Raw genomic sequence first — 15,840 nt, 5'->3', positions numbered from 1 at the left:
CTGCGCAATCCTTCCATCGTGAGGTAACCGCTCTGGGCGAGAATCGCGCTTGTCTCTGTTCAGACTCGTGAAAGCCGCGTATCAGGGCGCACATTCTCCTCGTAGGCCCGCCTTTGCTTAAGAACATCCTGAATATCGGCGCCTGGACGATTCTCTCGCGTATCACCGGCTTTGCCCGCGATGCGATGACGGCCGCCCTCCTGGGCAGTGGCCCGGCCGCCGAAGCCTTTTTTGTTGCCTCGCGCTTGCCCAACAGTTTCCGCGCCATATTCGGCGAGGGCGCATTCAATACCGCCTTCGTGCCGGCCTATGTCCGGGTCCATCAGCAGGAAGGCGACGAAGCGGCGAGAATATTCCAGGGCCGGATCGTTTCCCTCCTGCTGATCTCGCAGGTCATCCTGCTCGGCCTGGTGCTGCTCTTTACCCCGCAGTTCATCGGCCTGACGGCGCCCGGCTTCGAGGGCGAGCGCTATGATCTCGCCGTCGTCTTCACCCGCATCACCTTTCCGTATTTGCTGCTGATCACGCTCGCGGCGCTCTACAGCGGCGTGCTGAACTCGATCGGTCGCTTCACCGCCGCGGCGGCTGCGCCGATCCTGCTCAATATCCCGATGATCCTGGCGCTCGCCTGCTACCGGCTGTTCCCGACGCCGGCCTATGCGGCGACCTGGGGTTTCGTGATCTCCGGCGTCCTGCAACTCGGGTTCATCCTGTGGGCGGCCTGGCGCGCCCATGTGCTGGCGACGCCGCAGGCCATCAGCTTCGACAAGCCGGTGAGGGCCTTTTTCCGGGCGCTCGGGCCGGCCACGATCGGCTCCATGGGCACCCAGATCGCCGTCTTCGCCGATACCATCATCGCTTCGCAGCTCCTCGCGGGCGCCGTGGCCGCCCTTTATTATGCCGACCGCATCAACCAGCTGCCGCTCGGCATCATCGGCATCGCCGCGGGCACCGTGCTCCTGCCGGAGATGAGCCGCCTGCTGGCCGCCGGCAAGCCCGAAGCCGCCCATGCCGCCCAAAGGCGCGCCATCTTCCTGACCTGGCTGATGGCGGCGCCATTCCTGGCCGGCTTTGCCGCCGTGCCCGATCTCATCATGCGCGCGCTGTTCATGCGTGGCGCCTTCACGTCGGAGGCGGCCAGCGCCGCGGCCACGGCCCTGCTCGCCTATGGTGTCGGCCTGCCTGCCGTGGTGCTGATCCGTTCGGCCACCGCCAGCTTCTATTCGCGCGGCAATACGGCGACGCCGCTCTGGGCTTCGCTCACGGCGCTCACCATCAATGTGCTGCTCAAGATCGCCTTGACAGGCTCGATGCAGCAGGCGGGTCTCGCCCTCGCCACCTCGGTCGGCGCCTGGATCAACCTGATCCTGCTCATCGTGCTGGCCAGCCGCCGCGGCTACATGGCTCTCGATGGCCGGCTGTGGCGGATGCTCGCCTGCATCGCTGCAGCCACTATCGTCATGGCCGAAGCCATGTACATCGTTTCGGAGGAATTGGAGCCCTACACGGCTCTGCTGCCGCGCTTCCAGGAGATCGCGCGCCTCGCCGTTACGGGCGCTGTCGGCGCTCTTGCCTATGGCGTGGTGGTACTGCTCGCCTTCCGCTTTGCCGGCATCAATTTCAAAAGCGCGTTACGACGCTGATGCCGACCCCATCGAAACGGTCCATCTGCATCAGTGCCTCCGGCGCATCATCGAGGCCGATGCGCTTGCCGATCAGCTTCTCGGGGGAGAGCTTGCCCGTCTCGATCATGTCGAGCATCGCCTTGTAGCGATAGGCCTGCATGCCATGGCTGCCGAGGATTTCGAGCTCATAGGCAATGACGCGATCCATCGGAATGGGCGGCCGGGCATGATCGCCGAGCATCAGGCCCACCTGCACATGGCGCCCGCGCCGGCGCAGATTGCGGATTGAGTTCACGCTGGTCGTGGGGTGGCCGAGGGCGTCGATCGAGACATGCACGCCCTCCCCCGTCAGTTCGCGCACCGCGCTCACCACGCTCTTGGTCTCGGAGGCGTTGACAGTCGCCACAGCTCCCAGTTCGCGGGCGAAGGCAAGCTTTTCCTCGGTCAGGTCGATGGCCACTACATTGGCGCCGATTGCGTTGGCGATCATGATGGCCGAAAGGCCCACGCCGCCGCAGCCATGCACGGCCACCCAATCGCCCGCCTGCACCCTGCCCTGATCGACGATGGCGCGGAAGGAGGTGGCAAAGCGGCAGCCAAGGCTCGCCGCGGTGGCGAAGTCGAGGTTCTCCGGCACTTCCACCAGATTGGTGTCGGCGAAATCGAGGGCGACATATTCGGCAAAGGAACCCCAGGCCGTGAAGCCCGGCTGGAACTGCTGCTCGCAGACCTGGTGATTGCCCGAACTGCATTGCGGGCAATGGCCGCAGCCGGCGACGAAAGGCACGGTGACGCGGTCGCCGACGCGCCAGCGCTTCACCTGCCGCCCGACGGCGGCGATGGTGCCCGCGAGCTCATGACCCGGCACATGCGGCAGCACGATGTCGCGGTCATGCCCCATCCACCCATGCCAGTCGCTGCGGCAGACGCCGGTCGCCTCCACTTTGACGACAACGCCCTCTTCCGAAGGCGTGGGATCGGGTACGGTCTGGATTCTCGGCGCCTGGCCGAATTGCTCGAAGACGACGGCTTTCATGAAGGCTCCGGATGGATGTCATCCCGGGCGCGGTGCAGCACGAAGTGTTGCGCCGCAGATCCGGGACCGTAAGCAATGTCCAGCTCTTCGCGTGGGCGATCCCGTGTCTGCACTTCAATGCTGCGCATTGCAGCGCGCACGGGATGACCGACCTCACTGCGCCAGCGCGTGCAGGATACGCACCCAGGAGCGGATGCCCTTGTGGAAGCTGCGCAGCTCATATTTCTCGTTGGGCGAATGGATCTGGTCGTCCTCCAGCGCGAAGCCGATCAGCAGCGAATCGATCCCGAGGATGCGCTGCATGTCGCCGACCACCGGGATGGAACCGCCCGAACCGATTACCGGCGCCGTACGGCCCCATTCGTCGGCCAGCGCCGCACGGGCCTTGGCGAGCGGCGGGCTGTCCGTGGACACTGCGATAGCGGCGCTCGCGCCATGGGAGAGGAACTCGGCCTTGCAGTCGGCGGGCAGGCGCCTGGTGACGAAATCCCGGAAGGCGGCCTGCACCTTGGCAGGCTCCTGGCCGGCCACGAGGCGGAAGGAAACCTTGGCGGAAGCCTGCGCCGCGATAACCGTCTTGGCGCCCTCGCCCTGATAGCCGCCGCTGATGCCGTTGACGTCGCAGGTCGGCCGCACCGTGATCTGCTCGAGCACCGTGCGCCCCTTCTCGCCAGCGGGCACTTTCAGGCCGACTTCGCCGAGAAAAGCCTCGCCATCGAAGCCAAGCGCCTCCCACTCTGCCTTCACCTCAGCAGGAAGGTCCTTCACGCCATCGTAGAAGCCCGGCAGCGTGACGTGGCCATCCTCGTCATGCAGGGCGGCGAGGATCCTGGAGAGGACCCGAATCGGGTTCTGCGCCGCCCCGCCATACATGCCCGAATGCAGGTCTCGGCTGGCGGCCTTGATGATCACTTCTTCATAGACGATGCCGCGCAGCATTGTGGTGATGGCAGGCGTATCGCGATCCCAAAGACCGGTATCGCAGATGAGGCAGAAATCAGCAGTCAGTTCGTCCTTGTTCTCCTTAAGGAAGGGCACCAGGCTGCGGGAAGAGGATTCCTCCTCGCCTTCCAGGAAAATAGTGACGTCGACCGGCAGCTCGCCATCCGTTTTCAGAATGGCGCGGCAGGCCTCGATGAAGGTCATCACCTGGCCCTTGTCGTCGGAGGCGCCGCGCGCCACGATCATGTCGCCGTGGGGGCCCTTCACCCGCACCGGCTCAAAGGGCTTGGTGTTCCACAATTCCAGCGGATCGGGCGGCTGAACGTCGTAGTGACCGTAGAACAACACATGCGGCACCCCGGGACGGCCGGTGCGTTTGTGGCCGACCACCATGGGATGGCCGATGGTCTTGCGCGGAGAGGCGTCGAAGCCGATGTCACGCAGCGCTGCTGCCGCCCATTCAGCCGCCTTTCGGCAATCACCGTCATAGGCGCTGTCAGCGGAAATCGAGGGGATGCGAAGGAATTCGTACAGCCTGTCGAGGCTCGCATCGAGCGCCTGGTCGGCGGCGTCGAGCGCTTTGAGGATTTGAGACATGAACCTGAACTGCGCGATAGGGGAAAGCCCAAGCTATCGCGCATTTGTCCTCGTTGGTAGGGCCGATTTGTTCACAAAGCCGAAGCCCTGCACAGACGAGCACGGACCAGCTCAGTTCCGGCGCTACCTCGCGGGATATGTGCGGCGTCTCGAAGCATCATCAAGGAGCGCTCAGCTCGCTACACTGCGCATGCGCGCCGATAGCCTTGCCCGTTGAATCATCGAACCAACGCGGCGGTAGATCTGCCTTGGGGAGACCGGTTCTGTCAGCACGGCGTCAAAGCCGGCATGCGTTGCCGTCAGCAATGCCGCGCGGCTCGGTTGTTTGGCGACGAGCAGAATCGGAACTTCGCGCAGATCGCTGGTTTCGTCCTGGCTCAAGGCGCCCATGAGTGCGAAAGCGTCGGCAAGGATTGGCAAGGCAACGACAATACCCGACGGAGGAGATTGGCGTACTACCTCCAGGGCGTCCACAATGCCGGAAGCAATCCTTACCTTTGTCATGCCAAAGTCGAGCAGACTCTCGCGCCAAAACTCAACAACTTCCTGGTTGGAATTGACCAGCAATATATCGGCGAACTGAATAATTTTCCGGTTCGCACGCTCGTGCAGTATAGCCGTACCGTCCATCTTCCTCGAGCCTCCTAGCTGTCGCGCCGCAAAAGCTCATACGTCCCAGATACCCAAACGTATAATGCACCAACAATACTTCCCCAGTCCGTGGGCAAAAGCAATATGATAAATTCGGCATTACGCTACGTAAACTAGGTGCAACTACCTCAGAAGTATATTGATATATCAGTTGCGTGACTACGGCTTTTCGGCCTCTATCTGCGGGAACGCCCGCCGAGCACACCGCGTAGGATCGCCTGGGTAATTTCGCGGCCCGCGGTGGTCGCAATTGTGCGTGTGACCGAGCGAATAACGGCCTCCGAGGTCGACATCCGGCCCGATGTGCTCTTTCCGGAAGCGGTGCCTCCGAATACACTGCCGAGCACGCCACCGAGGAATCCACCGCCGTTCTGGCTGTTTTCAGGATCCGTACCCCCTTGGGTGATCCGGCGCTGGAGCATTTCGAAGGCCGAATCGCGGTCGACAGGCGTCTCATACTTGCCGCGAAGGGGCGAGGACTGTTGAATCGCCTGACGTTCAGCCGGCGTGATCGCGCCGACCCGGGCAGCAGGCGGCAGGATAAGCGCACGCTGCACCATGACTGGCACGCCGTTACCTTCCAGGAATGACACCAGGGCCTCGCCCTTGCCCAGTTCCGAAATCACGCGTGCGGTATCGATGTCCGGATTGGGTCGGAAGGTCTCGGCCGCTGCCTTGACTGCCTTCTGGTCGCGCGGTGTGAAGGCGCGCAGCGCATGCTGGACGCGATTGCCGAGCTGCCCAAGCACCGTATCGGGCACGTCGAGTGGATTCTGGGTGATGAAATAGATGCCGATGCCCTTGGAGCGGATAAGGCGCACGACCTGCTCGATCTTCCGAAGGAGAGCGGGTGGCGCATCGTCGAAGAGAAGATGAGCCTCGTCGAAGAAGAAGACGAGCTTGGGTTTGTCGAGATCCCCCACTTCGGGGAGTTGCTCGAACAACTCGGACATCAGCCAGAGCAGAAAGGTGGCATAGAGCTGCGGCGCTACCATCAGCTTGTCGGCGGCCAGGATGTTGATGGTGCCGCGCCCCCTTGCATCGACGAGGCCGATATCGACGAGCGACAAGGCCGGTTCGCCGAAGAACTTGTCGCCGCCCTGCTGCTCCAGCACCAGGAGCTGGCGCTGGATGGCGCCCACGCTGCTCTTGGAGACATTGCCATAGGTCGTTACCAGCTCTGCCGCGTTCTCGGTCATGTCGGCCAGCAGGGCACGCAGATCCTTGAGGTCGAGCAGTAGCAGGCCCTGGTCGTCGGCAAGCTTGAAGGCAACGTTGAGGACGCCCTCCTGGACATCGTTCAGCAGCAGCATGCGGGAGAGCAGCAACGGCCCCATGTCGGAGATGGTGGCTCTGATCGGGGCGCCCTGCTCGCCGAAGATATCCCAGAACTGCACCGGAAACTGCTCGGGCTCATAGGTGATGCCCACATCGGCCGCGCGCTTGAGGATGAAGTCCTTGGCTTCGCCCCGCTGCGACACGCCGGAAAGATCACCCTTGATGTCGGCGGCGAATACCGGCACGCCGCGCGCCGAAAATCCCTCGGCGAGCACCTGCAGCGTCACCGTCTTGCCGGTACCGGTCGCCCCGGTGATCAGCCCATGGCGATTGCCGAAGGCCACGGTGAGATAGTTGGGCTCACTGCCCTTGGCGACGAAAATCCGGCTCTGATCGATCATCTTGTCTGTCCCAGCCCAGTCGGTTTGGCGGCGCACCATATAGGCACGGGCAGCCTCTCGCCATGGTCGCCTCGTGATGGTGCCGGGTTACGCCCAACCGGCTGCCTGAATAGGCTCGCCTGCGGCCTTGATCTCCATGTTAAAATACGAAACAGAGAAAGGCGGTATGCGCACCATGAAACTCTGGTAGCATCGGCGTAACGTCAGGGAGAAAAGAATATGGAAGAGCTGGTCGCCCAATTATCAGCGAAAGTTGGTGTGAGCCCCGATGTTGCAACGCAGGCCGTCGGTGCGGTGCTTGCCTTCCTCGAACGTGAAGGCCCCGCCGACGCGGTGGCGAAGCTGGTCGACTCCATAAAGGGTGCCCGGGAAGTTACCAATGAGGCGATGAATGCTCAGAGCGGCGGCTTCATGGGCATGCTCGCCGGCATGGTCGGCCACGTCGGTGGCGGCATTGCCGGCCTCGGCGGCCAGCTGATGGCGCTCGGCCTCGACCTCAACCAGATCCAGGGCATCGGCAAGGAGCTCTTCGCCTTCGCCGAGAAGGAGGCGGGGCCGGAGGTCGTCGGCAAGATCGTGGCCGAGATCCCCGAACTGCGGCAATTCGTCTGAGCCATGAGCGGGATGGGAGAGGATGAGGCGCGATGGCGCGAAGCCGTCGCGGGTGTGCTGAAAGGGGCGTCCTACCAGGATACGCTGACCACCCTCACGCCCGACGGCATCCGCCTCGAACCCGTCTATCCCAGGCGCTCCGGCACCGCCCCCATTCCCGGCCGTCGCCCAGCCACACCCTGGACCATCGTCCAGCGTGTCGACCATCCGCAGGCGGTGGAGGCCAATGCGCTGGCGCTGGAGGACCTTGAAGGCGGCGCCGGTGGCCTCTCCCTGGTCACCAACCACAGCCCTTATGCGCGCGGCTTCGGCGTCGCCATTCCATTCGCCGGCGATCTAGCCCGGCTGCTGGACAAGGTGCAGCGGGATGCCGTCGTCCTGCACCTCGATGCCGGAGCGCATACGCTCGACGTCGCCCGCCTGCTCGGCGAGATCCCCGGCGGCACCGTCCACTATGGCTATGATCCCGTTGGACTGCTTGCAGCCACGGGCGCCTTGCCTCCGGCGTGGCCTTCCACGGTCTCGGTGCTGGCGAGCCATCGGCAGAACGGTACGGTGGTGACCGCCGATGGGCGCGTCTTCCACGAGGCAGGCGCGACACCGGGCCTGGAGCTCGCCTGCGTGCTTTCGGCAGGCCTGGCCTATCTGCGCATCTTGGAGGCAACGGGCATCCGTCTGGAGGAAGCGCGCCACTGCATCGGCTTCACCCTCGCAGCCGACCAGAATGTCTTCGCCACCATCGCCAAGTTCCGGGCGCTACGCCTTGCCTGGCAGCAAATCGAAAAAGCCTGCGATCTCGCCCCGGCGCCGATCCACCTGCATGCCGAGACGGCCTGGCGCATGCTGAGCCGGCGCGATCCCGCCACCAATATCCTGCGCGGCGGCCTCGCCACGGCGGCGGCGGGCCTCGGCGGTGCCGACAGCGTCACCACCCTGCCCTTCACCAGCGCCAACGGCCTGCCCGACGCCCATGCCCGCCGCATCTCGCGCAACTGCCAGCATGTGCTGATCAGCGAGGCCAATCTCCATCGCATCACCGATCCCGCCGCCGGCTCCGGCGGACTGGAGGCGATGACGGAAAGCCTGTGCGAAGCGGCCTGGACGCTTCTGCAGGCCATCGAGCGGGAGCATGGCATTGTGAAGGCGCTGCAATCGGGCTGGGTGCAGGCACAGATCGACCGCCTGCGCGCCCCGCCGGGCCCCATCGTCGGTGCCAGTATATATGCGCTCGCCGAGGAGGCGCCGGTCTCCGTGCTGCGCCCTCTCGTCGAGAGCACGGCTGAGCTGCCTGTCCCCGCTCTCCGCCGCCGCCGAGACGCGCTCGACTTCGAGGCCGCACCATGAGCCGCATCCCCGATTTCTCCCGTCTCGGCCTCCAACGCCCGGCAGCGCTATCGCTCTTCTCGGACGAGACCTGGCTCACGCCCGAGGGCATCGAGGTCAGGGCCGTCAACACGGAGGCCGATATTCTCGGCTCCGCGGATCTCGACGGCTGGCCGGGCCAGCCGCCCTTCCTGCGCGGCCCATACCCGACCATGTATGTCCAGCAGCCCTGGACCATCCGCCAATATGCCGGCTTCTCCACGGCCGAGGATTCGAACGCCTTCTATCGGCGCAATCTCGCCGCCGGGCAGAAGGGCCTGTCCATCGCCTTCGATCTCGCCACCCATCGCGGCTATGATTCCGACCACCCGCGCGTGACTGGCGATGTCGGCATGGCCGGTGTCGCCATCGATTCCATCATCGACATGCGCACGCTCTTCGAGGGCATCCCGCTCGAGGAGATGTCGGTCTCGATGACCATGAACGGCGCCGTGCTGCCGATCCTGGCGCTCTACATCGTGGCCGCCGAGGAACAGGGCGTGCCGCCGCAGAAGCTGGCCGGAACCATTCAGAACGACATTCTGAAGGAGTTCATGGTCCGCAACACCTATATCTACCCGCCGGGCCCCTCGATGCGCATCGTCGGCGATATCCTGAACTACACGGCGAAAAACATGCCGAAGTTCAACGCCGTCTCGATCTCCGGCTATCACATGCAGGAAGCCGGAGCGACGCAGGACCTGGAGCTCGCCTATACGCTGGCCGATGGCGTCGAATATATCCGTGCCGGCCTCAAGGCGGGGCTCGACATCGACCATTTCGCGCCGCGCCTCTCCTTCTTCTTCGCCATCGGCATGAATTTCTTCATGGAGGTGGCGAAGCTTCGTGCGGCCCGGCTGCTCTGGACCCGTCTCGTCAAGCAGTTCCACCCCAAATCGGCCAAGTCCCTGGCCCTGCGCACGCATTGCCAGACCTCGGGCTGGTCGCTCACGGCGCAGGACGTCTTCAACAACGTCACCCGCACCATGATCGAGGCGATGGCGGCCACGCAAGGCGGCACGCAGTCCCTCCACACCAACGCGCTCGACGAGGCGCTGGCGCTGCCGACCGACTTTTCCGCCCGCATCGCCCGCAACACCCAGCTCGTGCTGCAGCAGGAGAGCGGCACCACGCGGCTGATCGATCCCTGGGGCGGCTCCCACGCCATCGAGCGCCTGACGGAGGATCTGGCGGCGAAAGCCTGGAAGCACATCGGGGAAGTCGAGGCCATGGGCGGCATGGCGAAAGCTATCGAAGCCGGCCTGCCCAAGCTGCGCATCGAGGAAGCCGCCAGCCGGACGCAGGCGCGCATCGATTCCGGCGAGCAATCGGTGATCGGCGTCAACATCTACAAGCCGCAATCCGAGCCGCCGCTCGAACTGCTCAAGGTGGATAATTCCGCCGTGCGCGCAGCCCAGATCGCCAAGCTCGATCGGCTCCGGGCCGAACGCGATCCGCAAGCCCTCGCCCGGACGTTGGACGCGCTTAGCGAGGGCGCAGCCGGCGATGGCAACCTCCTCGCGCTCGCCGTCGACGCGGCCCGGGCCAAGGCGACGGTCGGGGAGATCTCCGCCGCGCTGGAGAAGGTGTTCAGCCGCCACAAGGCCGAAATCCGCTCGATGGCCGGCGTCTACAGGGCCGGCATGGGCGAGGAGCGCGTTGCCAGCGTGCAGCGCCAGACGGCGACCTTCCGAGAGGAGGAAGGCCGCCCGCCGAAAATACTGGTCGCGAAGATGGGGCAGGACGGGCACGACCGCGGCCAGAAGGTGATCGCCTCGGCCTTCGGCGATCTCGGCTTCGAGGTCGAGATCGGGCCCCTCTTCGCCACACCCGAGGAAGTGGCAAAGCAGGCTGCCGACAGCGACGTTCATATCGTCGGCATCTCCTCCCTCACCGCCGGCCATCTCACGCTGGTTCCGGCCCTGCGCCAGGCGTTGGTGGCCGAGGGCCGGCCCGATATCATGATCGTGGTGGGCGGCGTGGTACCGGAACAGGATTTCGAGGCGCTCTACGCCGCCGGCGCCCAGGCGATCTTCCCGCCCGGCACGGTGATCGCCGAGGCGGCGGAAAACCTCCTCGCCGAACTGCTCGCGCAATTGCGTCACCGCCATCACAACAGGCCCGCGCAGGGATGATGGTCCTTTCCACCGCGAAGACCCCTACCAGCGGCCCCTGAAGTTCCACGGTTTGAGGTTTCGTCATTCCGGCGAAGGGGCACGAGGGGTGACAAATAGCCAAGCGACCACATTCTCACGCCCTTTCGGGCTGAGTCATGACGGCGGGCGCAGTCAAGGTGACGGCGGCTTTCCGCAGGAAAGCCGTGCCTTGCTGGTTCATGGCTCTGGCGGGCTTGTTGGGGAAAGCCGCCGTCACCTTATTCCGGCAGGTTGCCCCGCACCGATCCCGCACATGCCAACAACGCGCATGCCGGACCGGCCTCTTCCCGGCCCTTGCCGATTCGGGAAGGCACGCCCTGTCGCCCTGGAGATCACGTCGCTCTCCTGGCATCCGGGACATGCTGGATGGCGCAGGCCCCCAGGCCCTCCCGCAGCCATGCGGGACCGGGTGGGATCGTCCTGCGCCTCACCCACGAAGCGTCGAAACCAGGGCCCACGATGACCTGCGCCAGATGACGTAGGCAACGCAAGTGATCCGGCCCGGAGCGGCCGGCCTCTCTCCTGGTCCCGGGGACGCATCTGCGGCGCAAGGATGATGTTCCATTGCGCCGTGAGCGGTCCATCCGCCTCTCCTCAAGCCCCGCATCCGGCTCGGCGACGACCCACAGGCTTTCGCCTGAAGGCCGGCTGAAGCCGCCGGACGATATCCCCTACACGCGATCCAATCCCGCGAGGCTCCATTCTCGCAGGCAGTCCGGACCACTGGCAGCGCGGCTGGCAAGGCCGCAGGACATCGGGGTGGGTGGAAGGGGCGGGGCCACCGGTCATGATCCGGATTTACGAGCCCCGCCCTCCTTCGCTCCGGGGGCGAGTAGAGCAAAGCAGGAATGGAATGTCGAGGTATGGTCCTATTTGTCCAACGTACTCCAACGGCACGCCGGGCGCGGCCGGCCAGAGCCGAAATCAGGCGGACCAGGAGGGGCCAGCCGGACAGTCAACAATGCGCCCTGCCCGACGCGCCAGCACCAGGCTGCAGATAGATCGGGAGGCTGGCGGCTTGCCGGCGTTTCCGACACCGTGGAAGATCAGACGGCAACGGGCGCCGTCGCTGCAGGCGCCGTCATACCCATCCGAACTGGGCTCTCACCGATGACAACAGGCCGGCATCTCGCCCAGGGGCACGCAGGCCAGATTCCAAATTTAGTAAACTGTCACCGTAATGTCGGAGATCTTCGCGAGGCAGTGCAAGGCGAGGAGTCTATCGTAAAACAGAGCGGTCAGGTTGGCCGCTGCGGCGTGATCGCGTGTTCCCGAACTTCATCCTCTATCTGATTGACCAGCGTTGAGATTTGGGTCTCCTCAAAAATTTCTGGCTCAAATGCAGCTTCACTCAAAATCTTGATGGCATTCCTATATGCCGGCTCAAGTGTCGAGTCCTGCGGCGCTCCAACCAAGAAATGGAGCTTGACGTCTACCGTTGCCCCATCTCGAACAGCTTCCAAGTGTCCGCGCCAGCGTCGTGCCTTATCCTTGATCCCATCCGCATCGGCGAGGTCAAATGAGAGCGGCTCATACGCGTGCCACATCCCGTTTTTCCAAGCGCGCTTGAAAACAATTTCGTCGGTCCGTCCAGTCACCTGTTTTTCATCGAATTGGACTGGCACGGCTCGGCTTTCGAGGAGTGCGCGCACCGGCTTCCAGATATCATCATCAGTACGCCGATGAGTCGTCTTGGTGTCGTATCGACTTACAAAGCGGCAGTATAGGCGATCAAACGTCTTCTCTGGATTGTCCGTTACACCACCCGCGATCGGCGACCATTGCAAGGAACTATCGTCCGTCATCAATATCGTGCGAGCGATGGAAGACGCATCCTTGTGCTCCGAAAGTAGGTCGCCCTGCTTCAACTGCTTTGCGATGCGTGTAGCCGAACGCTCGACGGCTCGCACGCCGCTTAGAAACGCAGTTCGGTTAAGGTCGGGAAAAACCTGCTTTATGCGCCCTATCGAAGAGCGGCCCCCGAACTTCACTAAGTTTGACCTGGGAACAAACATCAGCACGCCGACATTGATGAATTCCCCTGTCACCACGTCATGAACATATCGGAGGATCGTGTAGGTGTATGGTTGCCTCAACGTCATTGGAGCACCCGCCTTATCTCAGAGATGCACGCATCTATATTATCACGCGCATCTTTAATCAGTTGTAACGCACTTTGGACCTCGGCTGCAGCATTCGCCCATTCAGGAGGTATGGCATTTCCATATTGCTCGATGCGGGCATCTGACAAGTTCGCCCACGCGTCCCTGATAGGTTGATAATCAATGTCCTGGCCCAAAAGGCCTGATCGAAAAATATGCATGCCAGGCATTTCAAATGTCGAAGCGAGCCGAGTTGCCACGGCGGACGCCAAAGAAGAATCAGTCTGTGGCCAAACGTCAGTTCATGATCGATAATCCGAATGCTGTCGCCACTGACCAAACAATTGGGATTTCCGTCCCTGCGGTCGGGGTTCTGCACGATAGCATCGAATGTGAACACAGCAGCAGCGATTGGCAAAAGTGCACTGGAAATAAGGCGTCCGCTTGACCAGGACGAGAAGCCCGTGACGAGCTTCGACCCAAACGCGACGAAATTGCTGTTTGCCATTCGTTGGCGATGGATGGCATCCGGCACAGCCTCTATGAAGTCATGGGCAAGTTCGACCAAAAAGGGCTCATTTATTGGAAGACCGAGGTCCGCCGCAAGGCAGGCACTAATAACCTCACAGGAAAGACTTACTTCTCGGCGCTCACAACCAGAAGAGTATTTTGTGACTACCTCGATATTGCCTCGACCTCCTGGTTCCTCGCAGCCGATGAGAAAGGAGCTGTCTTGCCGTTGATAATCGGCCTCACAAATTCTACTGCACTGACTCTGGACAGCACCGGCACCCCACCGCATTCTTGCTTATTTGATAATTGGGTATCGCAACTTCACGGAACTTTCCATGGCCTACCATTGGCCACTACTATTTTTGCCTTCATGTCACCTACATAAGGCAAACCACGAGAAGGGGCGAGGAATAACGATGTGGATCCCCGCCGCCCATGTCGAGGCCCGCGACCGGTTGACCATTGCCCGCATCCTGCGCGTCAACCACGCCGGCGAATATGGCGCTATCCGGATCTATGGCGCTCAGATCGTGGTGGCCAGGCGCCTATGGCCGAATCTCGTGCCTCCACTCACCGAGATGCTCGGGGACGAGATCCGTCACTGCCACCTGTTCCGGGCCGCCATGCCGAGCCGCCGATCGCGTCCCTGCCGTGTGATGCAGTTCTGGAGTCTCGGCGGTTTCCTGCTCGGCTTCTTCACGGCCCTCGCCGGGCGCCAATCGATCTGGGTCTGCACGGCGGCGGTGGAAGCGGCCGTACATCGCCATCTCGGCGACCAGTTGCATTTCCTGGCGGGACGGGACGAGAGCGTGAAAGCCATCATCCTCGACATCAACGAGGAGGAACTCGCGCACCTCCACACCGCGCAATCCCATCTCCAGACCATGAACGCCACGCAAGCCGCCCTGCATGGCACGATCACGGTGCTGACCGACCTGATGATCTGGCTTTCGACCTGGGGCGACTCCACCCGCATGGCGCGGGCGCTTCGGCAGGCCAAGACAAGCTAGTCCCCCCGCGCGCCGCTCACACCGGCGTTGTGACGATCACATTCCAGGAGCCCGGCATCAGGCGGGCCGTCAGGCGATCGCCATCCAGCGTCACGTTCTGGATCGGCGCGGGGGCGACCGTATCCTGTGCGTCCTTGGTGTTCACGGCCTTCATGTTGGGATGATGGATCTGCTGGGCCTCGATGATGCGACGCCCGCCGCCGAAGCCGCGCAGCACCACTTCCAGCTCCATCGGCTCGCCGAGATGGCGGTTGAGCGCGAAGATAGCGACCTGCCCGGTGCTCTCGTCCTCGGTGACGCAGGCGTGGAGATAGGGCATTTCAGGCGCCGTCTTGCCGGCATAGGAAGGCGAGGAGATCAGCGAGCGCAACACCCGGCCATGGGCGTAGCGGGCCGTGAGGGCGAAGGGGTGGAAGATGGTCTGGCGCCAGGCCGGGCCGCCCGGTTCGGTCATGATCGGGCCGATGATATTCACCAGCTGGGCGACGCAGGCGCATTTCACCCGGTCCGAATTGTTGAGGAGCGTGATCAGCGCACCGCCGATCAGCAGCGCGTCCTCGGTGTTGTAGACCTCCTCGATCAGCGGCGGATGCTCGGGCCAGCCGGGCTTGCGCAGGTGCTCGTGCGTGCGGGCCTTGTACCAGACATTCCATTCGTCGAGCGACAGCATGATGCGCTTGGGCGAGCGGCGCGTGGCAGCCACGGCATCGGCAATGGCGACGACTTCGCGGATGAAGAATTCCAGCAATTCGATATTGCCGAGGAACTCCTCCGTGCTGTCATGCGGATTCATGAAATAGGTGTGCAGGGAGATGAAGTCGACATGGTCGAAGCAGTGATCGAGGACTTCGTATTCCCAGCGCGCATAGGTGGCCATGTCGCGGTTGGACGAGCCGCAGGCGGCGAGCTCGATCGAGGGATCGACCCAGCGCATCACCTTGGCCGTCTCGTGGGCGGCGCGGCCATATTCGGAGGCCGTCTTGGCACCAATCTGCCAGGGGCCATCCATCTCGTTGCCGAGGCACCAGAACTTGATGTCGTGCGGCTTGTCATAGCCGTGGCTGCGGCGCAGCTCCGACAGTTCCGTGCCGCCGGGATGGTTGCAATATTCGATGAAGCGGCGCGCCGCATCATGATCGCGCGTGCCCAGATTGACGCCGAACATCGGCTCGACGCCGACCTTGCGTGACCAGTCGACGAACTCGTTGGTGCCGAAGGCATTGGTCTCGGTGGAAAACCAGGCGAGATCGAGCCGGCGCGGACGCTTTTCGGCCGGCCCCACGCCATCCTCCCAATTATAGCCCGAGAGGAAGTTTCCACCCGGATAGCGTACGATTGTGACGCCCAGCTCCCTCGTCAGGTCGGCGACATCCTCGCGGAAGCCCTGCGCGTCGGCGGTGGGATGGCCGGGCTCGAAAATGCCGGTGTAGACGCAGCGCCCCATATGCTCGACGAAGGTGCCGAAGATGCGGCGGTCGAGGTCGGAGATGACGAAATCGTGGTCGACGGTAAGGCGTGCGGAAGGCATGGCGAAGGTGGCTCTCTGAAGCTGGCA

At 63.3% G+C, this 15,840-nt stretch carries 13 protein-coding genes; 6 read left to right on the top strand and 7 right to left on the bottom strand.

Annotation, left to right across the window (positions count from 1 at the left end; translation table 11 throughout):
- The first annotated feature begins 113 nt into the window (after window positions 1-113).
- Window positions 114-1,643 (top strand): murein biosynthesis integral membrane protein MurJ, encoded by a 1,530-nt coding sequence (gene murJ, locus ACMDCR_RS12225; RefSeq protein WP_413992785.1) that lies wholly within the window; start codon window positions 114-116, stop codon window positions 1,641-1,643.
- On the opposite strand, the gene ACMDCR_RS12220 is transcribed toward murJ, so the two are convergent.
- The 4 genes from ACMDCR_RS12220 to ACMDCR_RS12205 all read right to left on the bottom strand — a co-directional run bounded on the left by ACMDCR_RS12220 (window position 1,621) and on the right by ACMDCR_RS12205 (window position 6,530).
- Window positions 1,621-2,661 carry a zinc-dependent alcohol dehydrogenase family protein gene (locus ACMDCR_RS12220; protein ID WP_413992784.1) on the bottom strand — a complete coding sequence of 347 codons (1,041 nt, stop codon included), beginning with the start codon at window positions 2,659-2,661 and terminating at the stop codon, window positions 1,621-1,623. The two genes, murJ and ACMDCR_RS12220, sit on opposite strands and share 23 nt — an antisense overlap.
- 153 nt (window positions 2,662-2,814) lie before the next feature.
- On the bottom strand, window positions 2,815-4,200 hold the full coding sequence (locus ACMDCR_RS12215) for a dipeptidase (protein ID WP_413992783.1): 1,386 nt from the start codon (window positions 4,198-4,200) through the stop codon (window positions 2,815-2,817).
- 171 nt (window positions 4,201-4,371) lie between these two features.
- Window positions 4,372-4,830 (bottom strand): two-component system response regulator, encoded by a 459-nt coding sequence (locus tag ACMDCR_RS12210; protein WP_413992782.1) that lies wholly within the window; start codon window positions 4,828-4,830, stop codon window positions 4,372-4,374.
- Between the two features lie 197 nt (window positions 4,831-5,027).
- Window positions 5,028-6,530 (bottom strand): helicase HerA-like domain-containing protein, encoded by a 1,503-nt coding sequence (locus ACMDCR_RS12205; protein WP_413992781.1) that lies wholly within the window; start codon window positions 6,528-6,530, stop codon window positions 5,028-5,030.
- A 258-nt stretch (window positions 6,531-6,788) separates the two neighbouring features.
- Here ACMDCR_RS12205 and ACMDCR_RS12200 point away from each other — a divergent pair, with 258 nt between their 5' ends.
- The 3 genes from ACMDCR_RS12200 to scpA are packed head-to-tail and all read left to right on the top strand — an operon-like array spanning window position 6,789 to window position 10,639.
- Window positions 6,789-7,142 (top strand): DUF2267 domain-containing protein, encoded by a 354-nt coding sequence (locus ACMDCR_RS12200; RefSeq protein WP_413992780.1) that lies wholly within the window; start codon window positions 6,789-6,791, stop codon window positions 7,140-7,142.
- Between the two features lie 3 nt (window positions 7,143-7,145).
- Window positions 7,146-8,486 carry a methylmalonyl-CoA mutase family protein gene (locus tag ACMDCR_RS12195; protein WP_413992779.1) on the top strand — a complete coding sequence of 447 codons (1,341 nt, stop codon included), beginning with the start codon at window positions 7,146-7,148 and terminating at the stop codon, window positions 8,484-8,486.
- Window positions 8,483-10,639 (top strand): methylmalonyl-CoA mutase, encoded by a 2,157-nt coding sequence (scpA, locus tag ACMDCR_RS12190; protein WP_413992778.1) that lies wholly within the window; start codon window positions 8,483-8,485, stop codon window positions 10,637-10,639. The genes ACMDCR_RS12195 and scpA overlap by 4 nt, the downstream gene beginning before the upstream one ends.
- 1,259 nt (window positions 10,640-11,898) lie before the next feature.
- On the opposite strand, the gene ACMDCR_RS12185 is transcribed toward scpA, so the two are convergent.
- A complete protein-coding gene (locus ACMDCR_RS12185; protein ID WP_413992777.1) occupies window positions 11,899-12,762 on the bottom strand; it encodes a DUF3037 domain-containing protein in 864 nt (287 codons plus the stop codon).
- A 58-nt stretch (window positions 12,763-12,820) separates the two neighbouring features.
- The gene (locus ACMDCR_RS12180; RefSeq protein WP_413993599.1) at window positions 12,821-13,345 is read right to left on the bottom strand and encodes a hypothetical protein; all 525 of its coding nucleotides are present in this window, start codon (window positions 13,343-13,345) and stop codon (window positions 12,821-12,823) included.
- On the opposite strand from ACMDCR_RS12180, the gene ACMDCR_RS12175 reads away from it, so the two are divergent.
- Both ACMDCR_RS12175 and ACMDCR_RS12170 read left to right on the top strand, forming a co-directional pair.
- The gene (locus tag ACMDCR_RS12175; protein ID WP_413993829.1) at window positions 13,313-13,660 is read left to right on the top strand and encodes a hypothetical protein; all 348 of its coding nucleotides are present in this window, start codon (window positions 13,313-13,315) and stop codon (window positions 13,658-13,660) included. The two genes, ACMDCR_RS12180 and ACMDCR_RS12175, sit on opposite strands and share 33 nt — an antisense overlap.
- Before the next feature lie 31 nt (window positions 13,661-13,691).
- Window positions 13,692-14,285, top strand: coding sequence for a demethoxyubiquinone hydroxylase family protein (locus tag ACMDCR_RS12170; RefSeq protein ID WP_413992776.1), 594 nt, complete (start codon window positions 13,692-13,694; stop codon window positions 14,283-14,285).
- 16 nt (window positions 14,286-14,301) lie between these two features.
- On the opposite strand, the gene ACMDCR_RS12165 is transcribed toward ACMDCR_RS12170, so the two are convergent.
- Window positions 14,302-15,813, bottom strand: coding sequence for an alpha-N-arabinofuranosidase (locus ACMDCR_RS12165; protein ID WP_413992775.1), 1,512 nt, complete (start codon window positions 15,811-15,813; stop codon window positions 14,302-14,304).
- Between the last annotated feature and the right edge of the window lie 27 nt (window positions 15,814-15,840).

The organism is Labrys okinawensis (assembly GCF_047345005.1).
GTDB classification, from domain to species: Bacteria; Pseudomonadota; Alphaproteobacteria; order Rhizobiales; family Labraceae; genus Labrys; species Labrys okinawensis.
This window is presented reverse-complemented; position numbering and strand designations above follow the sequence as displayed.

Bases quoted from the DNA above. Each gene is read 5' to 3' on its own strand.
- ACMDCR_RS12205 (WP_413992781.1), bottom strand. From the start codon at position 6,530: ATGATCGATCAGAGCCGGATTTTCGTCGCCAAGGGCAGTGAGCCCAAC.
- ACMDCR_RS12195 (WP_413992779.1), top strand. From the start codon at position 7,146: ATGAGCGGGATGGGAGAGGATGAGGCGCGATGGCGCGAAGCCGTCGCG.
- ACMDCR_RS12220 (WP_413992784.1), bottom strand. From the start codon at position 2,661: ATGAAAGCCGTCGTCTTCGAGCAATTCGGCCAGGCGCCGAGAATCCAG.
- scpA (WP_413992778.1), top strand. From the start codon at position 8,483: ATGAGCCGCATCCCCGATTTCTCCCGTCTCGGCCTCCAACGCCCGGCA.
- ACMDCR_RS12210 (WP_413992782.1), bottom strand. From the start codon at position 4,830: ATGGACGGTACGGCTATACTGCACGAGCGTGCGAACCGGAAAATTATT.
- ACMDCR_RS12165 (WP_413992775.1), bottom strand. From the start codon at position 15,813: ATGCCTTCCGCACGCCTTACCGTCGACCACGATTTCGTCATCTCCGAC.
- ACMDCR_RS12185 (WP_413992777.1), bottom strand. From the start codon at position 12,762: ATGACGTTGAGGCAACCATACACCTACACGATCCTCCGATATGTTCAT.
- ACMDCR_RS12170 (WP_413992776.1), top strand. From the start codon at position 13,692: ATGTGGATCCCCGCCGCCCATGTCGAGGCCCGCGACCGGTTGACCATT.
- ACMDCR_RS12175 (WP_413993829.1), top strand. From the start codon at position 13,313: ATGGGCAAGTTCGACCAAAAAGGGCTCATTTATTGGAAGACCGAGGTC.
- ACMDCR_RS12215 (WP_413992783.1), bottom strand. From the start codon at position 4,200: ATGTCTCAAATCCTCAAAGCGCTCGACGCCGCCGACCAGGCGCTCGAT.